Source organism: Streptosporangium sp. NPDC051022 (genome assembly GCF_040683035.1).
GTDB lineage: Bacteria > Actinomycetota > Actinomycetes > Streptosporangiales > Streptosporangiaceae > Streptosporangium.
On the sequence record NZ_JBFBCF010000009.1, the window covers coordinates 98713 to 111779 of the forward strand.

General features: G+C 71.2%; 13 protein-coding genes and 1 riboswitch. Of the genes, 5 read left to right on the forward strand and 8 right to left on the reverse strand.

Annotated features, from left to right (window positions below; genetic code table 11):
• Nucleotides 1-318 precede the first annotated feature (318 nt).
• Both AB0N02_RS17580 and AB0N02_RS17585 read left to right on the forward strand, forming a co-directional pair.
• Entirely contained in the window at nt 319-534 is a 216-nt protein-coding gene (locus tag AB0N02_RS17580) for a hypothetical protein (RefSeq protein ID WP_363947167.1), read from the forward strand.
• Nucleotides 531-980, forward strand: a complete 450-nt coding sequence (locus AB0N02_RS17585; RefSeq protein ID WP_363947170.1) for a hypothetical protein — start codon at nt 531-533, stop codon at nt 978-980. Before AB0N02_RS17580 ends, AB0N02_RS17585 begins: the two co-directional genes overlap by 4 nt.
• Nucleotides 981-1431: 451 nt before the next feature.
• On the opposite strand, the gene AB0N02_RS17590 is transcribed toward AB0N02_RS17585, so the two are convergent.
• The 3 genes from AB0N02_RS17590 to AB0N02_RS17600 form a co-directional block, all read right to left on the reverse strand.
• Nucleotides 1432-3927 carry an FtsX-like permease family protein gene (locus tag AB0N02_RS17590; protein ID WP_363947173.1) on the reverse strand — a complete coding sequence of 832 codons (2496 nt, stop codon included), beginning with the start codon at nt 3925-3927 and terminating at the stop codon, nt 1432-1434.
• Nucleotides 3921-4658 (reverse strand): ABC transporter ATP-binding protein, encoded by a 738-nt coding sequence (locus AB0N02_RS17595; RefSeq protein ID WP_363947176.1) that lies wholly within the window; start codon nt 4656-4658, stop codon nt 3921-3923. The genes AB0N02_RS17590 and AB0N02_RS17595 overlap by 7 nt, the downstream gene beginning before the upstream one ends.
• A gap of 275 nt (nt 4659-4933) precedes the next feature.
• Nucleotides 4934-5140 carry a cold-shock protein gene (locus AB0N02_RS17600; protein ID WP_363947179.1) on the reverse strand — a complete coding sequence of 69 codons (207 nt, stop codon included), beginning with the start codon at nt 5138-5140 and terminating at the stop codon, nt 4934-4936.
• Between the two features lie 139 nt (nt 5141-5279).
• Here AB0N02_RS17600 and AB0N02_RS17605 point away from each other — a divergent pair, with 139 nt between their 5' ends.
• Nucleotides 5280-5558, forward strand: a complete 279-nt coding sequence (locus AB0N02_RS17605) for a DUF4158 domain-containing protein (protein WP_363947181.1) — start codon at nt 5280-5282, stop codon at nt 5556-5558.
• Between the two features lie 80 nt (nt 5559-5638).
• On the opposite strand, the gene panD is transcribed toward AB0N02_RS17605, so the two are convergent.
• The 3 genes from panD to AB0N02_RS17620 form a co-directional block, all read right to left on the reverse strand.
• Nucleotides 5639-6106 (reverse strand): aspartate 1-decarboxylase, encoded by a 468-nt coding sequence (gene panD, locus AB0N02_RS17610; protein WP_363947184.1) that lies wholly within the window; start codon nt 6104-6106, stop codon nt 5639-5641.
• Between the two features lie 164 nt (nt 6107-6270).
• On the reverse strand, nt 6271-7119 hold the full coding sequence (gene panC, locus AB0N02_RS17615) for a pantoate--beta-alanine ligase (protein WP_363947187.1): 849 nt from the start codon (nt 7117-7119) through the stop codon (nt 6271-6273).
• On the reverse strand, nt 7110-8000 hold the full coding sequence (locus AB0N02_RS17620) for a DUF2520 domain-containing protein (RefSeq protein WP_363947190.1): 891 nt from the start codon (nt 7998-8000) through the stop codon (nt 7110-7112). Before AB0N02_RS17620 ends, panC begins: the two co-directional genes overlap by 10 nt.
• A 230-nt stretch (nt 8001-8230) precedes the next feature.
• Between AB0N02_RS17620 and AB0N02_RS17625 the strand changes: the two genes are divergently transcribed.
• A complete protein-coding gene (locus AB0N02_RS17625; RefSeq protein WP_363947193.1) occupies nt 8231-9223 on the forward strand; it encodes an SAM-dependent methyltransferase in 993 nt (330 codons plus the stop codon).
• Between the two features lie 279 nt (nt 9224-9502).
• Nucleotides 9503-10321: a class I SAM-dependent methyltransferase gene (locus tag AB0N02_RS17630; protein WP_363947195.1), complete on the forward strand. Its 819-nt coding sequence runs from the start codon at nt 9503-9505 to the stop codon at nt 10319-10321.
• A gap of 81 nt (nt 10322-10402) precedes the next feature.
• Here AB0N02_RS17630 and AB0N02_RS17635 read toward each other — a convergent pair whose 3' ends face one another.
• Together AB0N02_RS17635 and AB0N02_RS17640 are read right to left on the reverse strand one after the other, a co-directional pair.
• Complete coding sequence (locus tag AB0N02_RS17635; protein WP_363947198.1) at nt 10403-11602, reverse strand: cytochrome P450; 1200 nt, start codon at nt 11600-11602, stop codon at nt 10403-10405.
• Between the two features lie 40 nt (nt 11603-11642).
• The gene (locus AB0N02_RS17640; RefSeq protein ID WP_363947201.1) at nt 11643-12578 is read right to left on the reverse strand and encodes a TerC family protein; all 936 of its coding nucleotides are present in this window, start codon (nt 12576-12578) and stop codon (nt 11643-11645) included.
• Nucleotides 12579-12849: 271 nt separating this feature from the next.
• Nucleotides 12850-12965: riboswitch (SAM riboswitch) on the forward strand.
• Nucleotides 12966-13067: the final 102 nt, after the last annotated feature.

Below are 13067 nucleotides of genomic sequence, written 5' to 3' on the forward strand. Positions count from 1 at the left end.
ACCCATGGCGCGAGCGGAAGCGGAAGGTGTCGTATATGTGGACTGAAATTCCAACAGGAGCCTTTTCCCGGAGGGCACGAACCTGCCCCACAGGCTCAATATCGGGACAGAGGGGAGCTCGATGAGAAGCAAATCGCCTGCGACGGCGGGCTCGGGCGGCTTTCGCGCGAGCAAAGATCATCGCTGCCGTCTTCGTTGTCCGGCGCTTCGGCCACCTTCGCCGTACGGCGTATCTCAGGTTCTTTCCGCCCCATAAGGCGGACCTGCCCGGACGTCTCCAGCGCCGGACAGGTCCTTGATCGCAAAGGAGTGCGATCCATGGAGAATGCTAGAGCCATCCCCGTCCAGGGAACGACCCCGGGCTGGCGGCTGATCATCAGTGATGCCGGGCGGTTCTGGGCGCTGCGGCAGAGGCCGTTCCCGGTGGACGCCCTGCGGGCCGGGGCCGATCCAGCGGTGGACGCCGACACCTTCTCCGAGGTCCAGGCCGCCGTGGAACGGCAGGAGGAGATCGCCCGGCGGGTGACCTCATGATCGGGTTACGTTCGCCTCGTACGGCGGGCCGCCACCGCGCCGGACAACCCCGCACCACCGTTCACCGCCGCCTGTGGGATGGCCCCGCCCGCGCCGAAGCCGAACGCCTGGAACGTTCCTGGCCCGCGTGGCTGGTCCTCTACAGCCTCGGTGGCCGCCGCTTCTACGCCCTGGGCTCCTGGCCCACTCCCCAGCCGGTGATCGTCGAGGGCGACACCGCCGCGAGCCTGGAGGAACGGATGCGCGAGACCGAGACAACCCTGACCTGGCGTGCACTTCCCACCTCCCCGCCCACCCTGACCGGACCCATCTTGACCGAGCCCAACTTGAGCGGGCCCTCCTTGAGCGGGCGTGGGCCTTCCCCTGACAGGCACGGCCGCTCCCGTCCCCCGGCGTCCGCCGTCACGCCGTACCCCTCCCGGCGTCCCCACCGGGACGCGGCATAGACCGGCGCGGCGGCGGGGAGTGCCGTCCCCGCCGTCGCGCCTCTGAACGTGCTGCCCGGGAAGGAGGGGTCCCGGGCAGCACCCCCACATGGTTCCCGGCGGATTCGCGGGAAAGCGGGAACCGCATCCCTCGTCCGCATCGTGTCCCCCCGGCCGGTGCGGACCCCGCCGCCCGGCCGGGCCCCACATCCGGCCGGGCAGCCCCCTGGCTATGCCCCAGGATCCGCTCCCAGTGCTGTGGCCGGAAACGATCGCCGGGCCGCGCGCCGTTCAAGGGCGCCGATCACGCCCACATCAGCACTCGCCATACCGGCGCCAGGAAAGACACTCCAACCGGCGAAAGCACATCACCAAGTCACGCGCCGTTCAAGGGCGCCGATCACGCCCGTACCAGCACTCGCCATACCGGCGCCGGGAAAGACACTCCAGCAGGTGAAGGCACGCGGTGGGGTCAGCCTCGGATCTGGTCGGCGGGGCGGCCCAGCAGGACCGTTCGGGCCGGGGTCAGGGTCGCCGCGTACGCCAGCCCCATCGTGGTCACCACGATCGTCACGTAGGTGAGCGGCGGCACGTGCGGCAGCGGCGAGCCGGTCACCCCGTAGCTGAGCGCCATCAGCGTCGGCGTGGCGATCAGGGTTCCGGTGATCACCGCGAGGCCGCCGATCAGCAGCGCCTCCCAGCGCACCATGCCGCGCACCTGCCGCCGGGTGCCGCCGACCAGGCGCAGCAGCGCGAACTCCCGCACCCGCGCTCCGGTGGCCGTGACCAGCGTGTTGACCACCGAGATCACGATGAACACAATGATCATTCCGAGCAGCAGGAGGTTGGCCCAGTCGCTGAATTCCTGCGCCGCGTTGACCGCCGCCCCCGCCTCCGTCCGGTCCAGGACCGTCACGCCCGGGGCCAGCGCGGCGAGCCGTTCCTTCGTGCCGCCGGTGACGTACACCCGGCCCGCCACCCCGGCCGCCGAGTGGTCGCGCACCACCTCGTACGGCAGGGCGACGTCGCCGTACCCGAGCCCGCGCCCGTAGACGGCCACCACGGTCCGCGTGACGGGCGTGCCGTCGCCCAGACGCAACCGGACCTTGTCCCCCACCGAGACGCCGAAGCCACTGGCGCCCATCGTGCTCAGCGCCACCCCGTCGCCGCGCAGCCGCTCCAGCGAGCCGGAGGTGACGTCGAGGTCGATCCCGTGCGCGGGGACGGTCAGCCCGATCGCCTCCATCGGCTTCAGCGTGCGGTCCCCCAGTTCCACCGTGTCGGCGAGCACCTTGGTACGGATCGTCTCGGTCACCCCCTTGACCCCGGGCAGGTCACGAGCGGCCCGGGCGACCTCGGGAGGCAGGCCCGGCCCGGCGGCCGGTTCCAGGATGTAGTCGGCGCGGTTGCCCGAAAGGGCCTGCCGGGTGGCCGCGTGGCCCAGGGTGGACTGGGAGAACAGGATGGTCGAGGTGAAGGCGAACATCAGGATGAGCGGACCGGCGACGGACGCCAGCCGTTTGGCCGCCGTCCTGGTGTTGGCCACGGCCAGGTAGCCGCCGACCGGCGAGGTCCGCCCGGCCAGGCCGCCCACCAGGCCCGCGGTCAGCCGTACCAGCCAGGGACCCAGGAGGGTGGCGGCGGTGATGAGCAGCAGCACGATCGCGCTGGCGCTCATCGCGGCCGTCTCACCGGCCGCGACCATCGACAGGCCCGAGGTGGCCGTCCCCAGGACGAGGAAGACCAGACCGGTGATCATCCGGCCGCGGCCGAGCTCCCTGCGTTCGGCCGCGGCCTCGCCCAGCGCCTCGGTGGGCTTGATGCGGGCGGCGCGCCGTACGGCGCCGCGGGCGGCCAGCCAGGCCATGAGCAGCCCCGTCACGGCCGCGACCAGCAGCGGAATGGGACCGAGTGCCAGGGTGAACCCCTGCGGCAGCATGCCGCGCGTGAGGAACTGGTCGAACAGCCACCTGCCCAGCGCGACTCCCAGCGGCAGGCCGGGCACGACGGCCGCGAGCCCGACGATCAGCGCCTCCCGGCCGATCATGGCGCGGACCTGCCGTGGGGTGGCGCCGACGGCCCGCAGCAGGGCGATCTCCCGGTTGCGCTGCCGGACGGACAGCCCGAACGCGCCGGAGACCACCAGCCCCGCCACCATGAGGATCACGCCGCCGAGGCTGCCGCTGAGCGCGATGAGCATCTCCCGGCCCTCCTGGGCCGAGACGTCCTCCGCCAGCCCACGCCGGTCGCCGGCGTAGACCGCCACGGAGTCGCCGAGCGCCCGCTCGACCCGCTCCGCCAGCCGCTCGCTCTCGTCCTGGCCTCCGCCCTCGCCGAACACCCCGAACGCCGACACCTTGCCGGGGCGGGCGAACAGTTCGGCGGCGCGCTCGCCGGTGAAGAACACCGACGTCCTCCGGGCCTGATCCGGCCCGGAGGCGATCCCGGTCACGGTGTACTCCCGAAGCCCGTCCCGCCCCGCGACGCGCACCCTCTGACCGACCTCGCGGCCCAGCGCGGCGTCCGTGACGATCTCACCCGCCGTGGCGGGCGCGCGGCCCTTCCTCAGGGTGTACGGCGTGAGTCCCGCCGACTCCCAGGAACGCCCGGTCACGGGCCGGTCGGCGCCGGTCAGCCCGACCGGGAAGCCGATCTCGGGCACGACCTTGGCGACACCGGGCACCTTGGCGATCCGCTTGGCCAGGGCGGCCGGGATCGCGACCGGTTCGGAGAGGGACTGCCCCAGATCGCCCTCCCCGGCCTCCGCCACGGGGAGGGAGACCTCCTGCTGCCCGGCCACCACGACCGGCGCGGCGCCGTACCGCTCGGCGGGAAGACGGGCACGCAGGCCGCTCTCCATCAGCAGCCCGCACGAGGCGACCAGGGCCACGGCGAACAGCAGCGCGAGAAACGAGCTCGCGAGGGAGAGCAGGCGCCCGCGCGAGGTGGCGAAGGCGAGCCTCAGCACGCCACGGCCCTCGCACGGCCGAGCGCGGTCATGCGCTGTGCGATCGTCCGCGGGTCGGCGGCGTACACCTCGTCCACCAGCATGCCGTCGGCCAGGAACAGCACCCGGTCGGCGTAGGAGGCGGCCACCGGGTCGTGGGTCACCATCACCACGGTCTGGCCCGTGCCGTCGACCACCTGACGGAGCAGGGTGAGGACCTCGGCGGCGGTCTGGGTGTCCAGCGCGCCGGTGGGCTCGTCGGCGAAGACCACCTCGGGGCGGGTCACCAGCGCGCGGGCGATGGCCACCCGCTGCTGCTGCCCGCCCGACAGCTCCGACGGCCGGTGCCCGGTGCGCCCGCCGAGTCCGACCCGCTCGATCACCTCGCCCAGCCAGGCGTGGTCGGGCCGCCTGCCGGCCAGCCGGAAGGGCAGCAGTACGTTCTCGGTCACGTTGAGCGCGGGGATCAGGTTGAAGGCCTGGAAGACGAAGCCCGCCTTGTCCCGGCGCAGCTCGGTCAGCTGTGTCTCGTTCATCCGCGACAGCTCGGTGTCGCCGATGTGCACCGTGCCCGAGGTGGGCGTGTCCAGCCCGGCCGCGCAGTGCAGGAAGGTGCTCTTACCGGAACCCGACGGGCCCATGACGGCGGTGAAGCCGCCACGGGGCAGATCGACCGTGACCCCGCGTAGCGCGTGCACTTGTTTTCCGTAGGTCTTGGTCACCGCGTTGAGGCGCACCGCGTGCGTCGCCACCTGTCGTCCCCCGCTTCCGGATCTCCTGTTTTGGCGTACTTAACGCTAGAGATTCGGATATTCCGGAAACGAGCCCGTGAACCCCCATCCGTTGGTAGGGCCAGCCTTACCGCTACGGGCCCGGTGATCTTCCGATCCCGCGGTGGGCGGCGTCACCGCCGGGACGGCCCCGGAGGCAGAGTCCGGCTTACCTGGCCTGTCCCCCGGTGACAGCCGGAAACGAATCAGGGCCCGCACCCGTGAAGGTGCGAGCCCTGATCAGCGGCGGTGCTTGGTCAGGCGGGAACGATGTTCTCGGCCTGAGGGCCCTTCTGGCCCTGGGTGATGTCGAAGGCCACCTTCTGGCCTTCCTGCAGCTCGCGGTAGCCGCCCTGCGAGACGATGTTGGAGTAGTGCGCGAAGACGTCGGCGCCGCCGCCGTCCTGCTCGATGAAGCCGAAGCCCTTTTCCGCGTTGAACCACTTCACTGTGCCAGAAGCCATGTTGGTCTCCTCTCAATAGGCGCAAAGCCGAAATCCGCATCGGACGAATTCCGCGTCGCCGAGATAGGCCCACACCCGGAGATAACCGGCAAACAAAAATGCACCTGAGGCTACATACCGTCAGGCGCACACGAGTTCTATGGGTACCACAACTGCAACTGGGTCTAACCTAGCACATGTTGACGCGGACCGCAGGCCGGTGCAGAGGTGCCGGGGTCCGCACAGCCGGCTCGGTTACGCCGTACAGCTCACGACAGTCCGTTACATCGGTCGATTCCTGGCGGATCCGCTGGACGAGGTGCCGACCGAGGTGATCGACAACCTGGCTGAGCAACTGAGGATTCAGGACGCGTCCTGCCTGAAGAAGTACGTGCAGCGGGAGGAGACGCACCGTGAGCACGCCGACCGCCGAAGGTGAGCCGGTCGACGATGGCGGCGCAGAGGCGTGAGTCGGGGATCGGCGCCCCGCTCCCCACGCACGCGGGGACGGGCCCCGTGTCAGCGGGGGTCGTGCGCGGCCCTGTGCAGGCCGTCCCGGTGGAGGACGTCCTGGAGCTCCTCGTGGAGCTCGTCGCCGCGCAGGAGGCCGGGAGGCGCCTCGGCGGGGTCGTGGCCGAGGTCGACGACGCGGTTGTCGCGGTCGACGTGCACGATCCGGGGCCGGAAGGTCCGGGCCTCGGCGTCGTCGAGCTGGCCGTACGCGATGATGATCACCAGGTCTCCCTGGTGGACGAGCCGGGCGGCGGCGCCGTTGACGCCGATGACCCCCGAGCCCCTGGGGCCGGCGATCGTGTAGGTCACCAGCCGGGCGCCGTTGTCGATGTCCACCACGTGAACCTGCTCGCCCGCGAGCAGGCCCGCCGCGTCCAGCAGATCCTCGTCGATGGTCAGCGATCCCACGTAGTGCAGGTCGGCCTGGGTGACGGTGGCACGATGGATCTTGGACGTGAGCATGGTGCGAAGCATGTGTCGATCACCTCTCGGTCGGTCGCGCCGCCTGGTGACGTGCGCGCCTGCGCGGAATATATCCGACGCTCCGGAGATCTCCGCGAAGGTCCCCGCCGTCTCCACCGGGCCTCCCCGTTCTTCCCGCGTCCCGGGCCCGCGCAGGGCCCGGACCGGCGGAAGCGTCAGAGCTCGATCGTCACGTTGTCGATCAGTCTGGTCGATCCGACCTTGGCGGCCAGGGCCAGGATCGCCTCCCCGGTGTATCCCTCCTCGACCCCGGCGAAGGTCGCCGGGTTCACCAGCACCAGGTAGTCGAGCGCGATCTCGGGCTCGACGTCCAGTACGGCGTGCGCGGCCCCGAGGACCTCCTCCGGCGTCCGCCGCTCCGCCCCGGCGAACAGGGCCCGGGACAGGGTCAGCGCCACGTGCCGTTCGTGTGAGGACAGGTAGCGGTTGCGGCTGGACAGCGCCAGGCCGTCCGCCTCGCGGAGGGTGGGCGCCCCCAGGATGGAGATCGGCAGGTCGAGGTCGGCGACCATCCGGCGGATCATGGCCAGCTGCTGGGCGTCCTTGCGCCCGAACACCGCCACGTCCGGCTGGACCAGGTTGAACAGCTTGAGCACCACGGTCAGCACGCCGTCGAAGTGCCCGGGGCGAAACGCCCCCTCGACGATCGTGCCCATCTCCCCCGCCGAGACCGCGACCTGCCGGTCCGGCGCGTACATGACCTCGGCCGTGGGGACGAACACCAGGCCCACACCCTCGTCGGCGCAGACCTCCAGGTCGGTGTCGAGCGTCCGGGGATAGCGGGAGAAGTCCTCGTTGGGACCGAACTGCAGGGGGTTGACGAAGATGCTCACGGCCACGTGGTCGGCCTGCTCGCGGGCCAGCCGCATGAGCGAGCGGTGTCCCTCGTGGAGCGCGCCCATGGTCGGCACCAGAGCCAGCGTTCCCCCCGAGGGGGCGCCGATCCCCAGCGTCCGCCTCGCCTTGACCAGCCCGGCGCGGTCGGCGGCCACGATCACGTCCATATGTTTCCTCCCAGGGCGTCCAGGAGACGCTCGGCGGCCTCGGGTTTGAGCAGGCCGGCCGCCAGCGCCCGATCCGCCGTGAGCCTAGCGAGGGCCACGTAGGCGTCCGCCGCCTCGGGTGCCGCGAGGATCAGCGCGTCCACGTGCTTGCGGACCGTCCCGGCGTCGCCGCGCACCACGGGACCGGTCAGCCCGGCGATGCCGAGCCGCAGCACGTTCTCCAGGGCCGCACCGAGCAGCGGGCCGAGCATCCGGCCAGGCTGTTCGACGCCGATCTTCTCCAGCAGTTCGGAGGACTCGGCGACGAGCGTCACCATGTGGTTGGCCGCGCCCGCGAGGGCGGCGTGGTAGAGCGGCCGGTCGGCGTCCGCGATCCAGACCGGCTCGCCCTCCATCTCGATGACCAGCGCCTCGGCCACCGGGCGGAGCGGGTCGGGCGCGGTGACACCGTACGAGATGCCGGCCAGACGGCGCAGGTCGTCGTCCCTGCCGGTGAAGGTCATCACCGGGTGGAGCGCGAGCGGCAGCGCCCCGCCCCTGATCGCCGGGTTCAGCACGGCCAGGCCGTACGCTCCGCTGGTGTGGGCCACCAGCTTGCCCCGCAGGTCGGCGCCGGTGCCGACCAGTCCGGAGACCAGGTCGGGCAGCACGTCGTCGGGGACCGTCAGGAGAATGAGGTCCGACTTGGCCACCACGGTCTCCGGGCGGGTCGGGACGACGCCGAGCCGTTCGACGGCCCGTTCCCTGGAGGAGTCGGAGACCCCGCTCGCGGCGACGATCCGGTGACCCGCCCGCGCCAGCGCAGCACCGAGCGCCGAGCCGACCCGGCCCGCTCCAACCACTCCGACTGCCAGCCGCGCCGGGCGATCGACTGCGTCCATGACGTCCCGTCCTTTGACAAGATGGGGGCTCCGTGCCCAGTTGACCAGCGTAACGGGCCCGTCCCACCGGGCTACGTGAAGGCACGTGTCCGAAAGCGGCGACGCTCTCGCTCCCCGTTCCGCACCGCCGGCTGCCCCGCCACAGCCATGATCCCTGAGTGAGGCGCCCGGGGCCACTGTCATGATCCACTCTCTGCGGGGTTATGGGCCCGCCTGTACTGTCAGTGGGCGTGTGGCTCACCTGGCGGACCGCGACGGAGCGGGCGCTCTACGGCGAGGACGGCTTCTACCTGCGTGAACGCCCCTCCGCCCATTTCAGGACCTCGGTCGGCGCCTCGGCCGTCCTCTCCGGTGCCGTGCTGCGCGAGCTGGTCGCCGTCGACGCCCGCCTCGCCGGGCGGGACGGGCCCGGCCCCGCGGGCACCCGGCCCGCGCTCGACCTGGTCGACATCGGCGCGGGCGAGGGCACGCTGGCGGTCCACGTGCTCGCCGCCGCGCCCCCCGAGCTCCGCTCCCGGCTCCGGGTGACCTGCGTCGACCTGGCCCCCCGACCGGCCGGCCTCCCCGTGGAGATCGCCTGGGCGGCGGCCGTACCCGAGGCGATCCACGGGCTGGTGGTCGCGAACGAGTGGCTGGACAACGTTCCCGTGGACGTCGCCGAGCAGACGCCGGACGGTCCCCGTCTCGTCATGGTCGACCCCTCGAGCGGTGCGGAGCGGCTCGGCGACCGGCCGGAGGAGGCCGACACGGCCTGGCTGGACCGCTGGTGGCCGATGCGGGAGGTGGGCGAGCGGGCCGAGATCGGCCGGCCCCGCGACCAGGCCTGGGCCTCGGTGATCGTACGGCTGGCACACGGCCGGGCCGTCGCGATCGACTACGCCCACAGCCTGGGTGCCCGCCCGCCGTACGGCACGCTGGCCGGTTACCGCGACGGGGGGATCGTCATGCCCGTGCCTGACGGGTCCTGCGACATCACCTCCCACGTCGCCCTGGACGCCTGCGCGGCGGCGGGAGAGCGGGCCGGGGCGGTCACCACGACCCTGACCACCCAGCGGGAGGCCCTGCGCGCCCTCGGCGTCACCGGCGCCCGTCCGTCCCTCGACCTCGCCCGCAGCGACCCGGCGGCCTACCTGCGGGCCCTGGCGAGGGCCTCGGAGGAGGCGGAGCTGATCGCCCCGGGCGGCCTCGGCGGCTTCGGCTGGCTCGCCCAGACCCGGACCTGAGGTCCCGGCCGTCCCCCTTCACCGGAGGGCGTCCGCGGGGGAGATAACCCGCCGGATTCTCATCCAAACGGCAGAGAACATGCAAAACTAAAACGGCTAAAAGCGCGCACCAACCACCGGACCGGCGCACGGCCCGGCGTGTCGTCATGGAATCCCGGCTCCAACCCCGACCGACCCAGACTTTCAGTTTTCCCAGCCGCGACAAGTCAACGCCAAAGACGAGGAAAATCCTTCATGTCAGAGCCATTACGGCGACGCACGGTGCGGACGGTACGGGCTGTGGGTGCGGCCCTCACCACTCCGCCCTGGATGCCCCCGGGTCACTTCTACTCTCCGCTCACCGCCGCGGCCGACGTGAAACGGGCTCTCGACTGGAAGCGGACCCCCGGCAAGGACCGCGTTCCGGGCGTCGACCTGCGTGAGGCGGAGCAGACCGCACTGGCCGCCGATCTGGCCGAAGAACTCGGCGCCCCTTTCGAGGGACCGAGATACACCCCGTCGAACTCCATGTTCTGCGCCGCCGACGCGGCGGTGTACCGGTCGATGCTGCGCCACCATCGGCCCCGGCGGGTGATGGAGATCGGCTCCGGCTTCTCCACCGCGGTCGCGCTGGACACCCTCGACTCCTCCGTCGAGGTGACCTGCGTCGAGCCCTATCCCGACCGGCTGCTGGGCCTGATGCGTCCCGGCGACAGCGACCGGCTGACCCTGCTGCGCGTACCGGTGCAGGACGTGCCCCTGGAAACCTACGCCAAGCTGGAGTCGGGCGACATCCTGTTCATCGACTCCACCCACGTGGCCAAGGCCGGATCCGACGTGATCTGGCTGTTCCTCCAGGTGCTTCCCCGGCTCGCCCCCGGGGTCGTGGTCCACGTCCACGACGTCTTCTGGCCGTTCGACTACCCCGACGACTGGCTGCGCGAGGGACGCGACTGGAACGAGGACTACTTCCTGCACGCCTTCCTCGTCGGCAACTCCGGCTACGAGATCCTGCTGTTCTCCTCCTGGCTCTGGCACGAGCACCCCGAGCTCGTCCCCGCGTCACTCACCACCGACGCCCCCGGCTCCATCTGGCTGCGCAGGACCGGCAGGCGCTGATCGGAGTCCCGCCAAGGCTGGAACGGTCCTCCGGCGAGGAAACGGGCCGGAGGACCGGTCGGGTGACCGCGGAGGCGTCTGTCAGATCCGCACCTCAAGGGCCCGCAGGCCACGGATGATGTAGCCCGGCCCCCACGAGGGCTCGGTGACGAGCTCCATCTTCGGTGCCCTGCGGAGCAGGGCGCCGAACGACTCGGCCAGCTCGATCCTGGCCAGCGGGGCGCCCAGGCAGAAATGGATGCCCGCGCCGAAGGAGATGTGCGGGTTGTCGGTCCTGCCGACGTCGAGACGGTCGGGGTCGGCGAACACCTCGGGGTCGCGGTTGGCCGAGCCGAACAGCAGCGCGACCTCGCTGCCGCGCGGGATGTCCACGCCGCCGACCGAGATGTCCTCCAGCACCCAGCGCTCGAACATCTGCAGCGGGGTGTCCCAGCGCATCAGTTCCTCGATCGCCGTGGGCAGCAGGCCGTGGTCGGCGCGGAGCCGTTCCAGCTCAGCGGGGTTGCGGAACAGCGACCACCAGCCGTTGCCGGTGACGTTGACGGTGGCCTCGTGCCCGGCGTTGAGCAGCAGTACGCAGGTGCCGACCAGCTCCTCCTCGGAGAGCGTGTCGCCCTCGTCGGCCACCAGTGCCAGCGCGCTGATCAGGTCGTCGCCGGGGTCCGCCCGGCGGGCACGGGCCAGCCCGACGAGGTAGTCGGAGAACTCCTGGGCGGCGCGTACGGCGGTGTGCTGGGCCTCGACCGACGGGTTGAGCTCGTACATCCCGCAGATGTCGGCCGACCAGGGACGCAGCAGGTGACGGTCGGCCTCGGGCACCCCGAGCATCTCGGCGATCACGGTCACCGGCAGCGGCTCGGCCACCTCGGCGATGAGGTTCCCCCCACCGCGCTCGACGAAGGCGTCCACCAGTTCCCCGGCGATCCGGGCGACCTTGGGGCGCAGCGCCTCGACCATGCGCGGGGTGAAGGCCTTGGAGACCAGCCTCCGCAGCCGGGTGTGGACCGGCGGCTCGACGTCCAGCATCCCCGCCCTGACCACCCGCCAGAACGGATCCTGGAACTCGGGGTCGTCCGGCCTGCCGAACTCGGCGTGCGTGGCCACGTGCAGGTAGGAGCGGCCGAGCCTGCGGTCGCGCAGCAGCGTGTTGACGTCGGCGTGCCGGGCGACGAGCCACTGGCCGGTCGGCTCGTAGAAGCCGACCGGCCGTTCCCGTCTCAGCTCGGCGTAGACGTCGTAGGGATGGGCGACGAATTCCGGACTCCATGGATCAAAGTGCACCCAACCATGGTAATAGTCCACGTAAAACCGGCATCCTGCGTCAGGAATCGGACCGCTCAGCCCCTGAGTTCCCGGGGGTCCCGGGGTTCCCGGGGTTCTCCAGGTTCCCGGGGTTCCACCCGCTTGCGGGGTTCCGCCCGCCCTCCGGGTTCGCGGGGCTCCCGGAGTTCCGCCCGCCCTCCGGGTTCACCGGGCTCCCGGACGTCCCGGGCTCCCCGGAGTCCCCGGAGCCCGCGACGTCCCCGTCCGCGGCGGCCCGCCGCGCGAGGGCCGACCTGCGGCGCGCCCGGATGTTCAGCAGCTCCACCACCAGCGAGAACGCCATCGCGAAGTAGATGTATCCCTTGGAGATGTGCTGCTCGAGGCCCTCGGCGATGAGCACCACGCCGATCAGCACCAGGAAGGACAGCGCGAGCATCTTGATGGTCGGGTGCTTGTCCACGAACCGGCTGATCGGGCCCGAGGCGAAGAGCATCACGACGACCGCCACGATGACCGCGATGACCATGACGGCCAGTTCGTCGACCATGCCGACCGCGGTGATCACCGAGTCGAGGGAGAACACGATGTCCAGCAGCATGATCTGAACGATCACCATGCCGAAGGAGGTGACCGCCGCCCCGGTGCCGGAGTGGCCGGGACCGTCCTCGGTGTGGCCGTGGATCTCGTGGACGCTCTTGGCCAGCAGGAACAGGCCGCCGAGGATCAGGATCAGGTCGCGCCCCGATATCTCGTGGCCGAAGACCTCGAACAGCGGGGCGGTGAGCCGTACCACCCACGACAGGGCCAGCAGCAGCGCCAGCCTGCTGACGAGGGCGGCCAGCAGGCCCAGTTTGCGGGCGTTGTCGCGCTGCTCCGGGGGAAGCTTCCCGGCCAGGATCGAGATGAAGATGATGTTGTCGATCCCCAGCACGATCTCCAGGGCGACCAAGGTGAGCAGCCCTATCCAGCTCGCCGGGTCGGCGATCCATTCCATCGTGTCCTCCAGTCCTCGGATCCGGCCCGGTCAAAGCACCAGACGATCGGACAGGACCGGAAGTTCCTCCGGATCACCCCCGAAAACTCCTCCCGCCCTCCTCGGGAACATTCCCCGGACCCGTCGCAGCCCTCTCCCGGCCTGCTCATCGCCCTTCCCCCCGGTCCGCCCGCCGTCCCGTGGGCCCCGTCCGCTCCCTCCACCCCGGAACGCCGCGCCGTTCTCCGGACTTGCCAAGCACGGCCCGGCTGTGGGTATAGTCCGATCCGTAGGTCATGAGTGCCAGTGACAAGCCCCGGCTCGCTGGCCGGCAACCCTCGCGTCCGCGGCGGGGTGCCCCGGGTGAGGACCTGGTCCGGCACGGAGTGTGTCGGGCAAGCGCGGGCTCCACGCACCAACGCCGACGGCTTGGGGTCCGATGACCTCTAAGGAGCACCGGCGTGTCCACTCTGACGATCTTCACCTCCACCGCCTCCGCCGTCCCCCAGA

Coding starts and splice junctions, on each gene's coding strand:
- AB0N02_RS17600 (WP_363947179.1), bottom strand. CDS start 5,140: ATGGCTTCTGGCACAGTGAAGTGGTTCAACGCGGAAAAGGGCTTCGGC.
- panC (WP_363947187.1), bottom strand. CDS start 7,119: ATGGACGTGATCGTGGCCGCCGACCGCGCCGGGCTGGTCAAGGCGAGG.
- AB0N02_RS17640 (WP_363947201.1), bottom strand. CDS start 12,578: ATGGAATGGATCGCCGACCCGGCGAGCTGGATAGGGCTGCTCACCTTG.
- panD (WP_363947184.1), bottom strand. CDS start 6,106: ATGCTTCGCACCATGCTCACGTCCAAGATCCATCGTGCCACCGTCACC.
- AB0N02_RS17580 (WP_363947167.1), top strand. CDS start 319: ATGGAGAATGCTAGAGCCATCCCCGTCCAGGGAACGACCCCGGGCTGG.
- AB0N02_RS17585 (WP_363947170.1), top strand. CDS start 531: ATGATCGGGTTACGTTCGCCTCGTACGGCGGGCCGCCACCGCGCCGGA.
- AB0N02_RS17605 (WP_363947181.1), top strand. CDS start 5,280: ATGGGTACCACAACTGCAACTGGGTCTAACCTAGCACATGTTGACGCG.
- AB0N02_RS17620 (WP_363947190.1), bottom strand. CDS start 8,000: ATGGACGCAGTCGATCGCCCGGCGCGGCTGGCAGTCGGAGTGGTTGGA.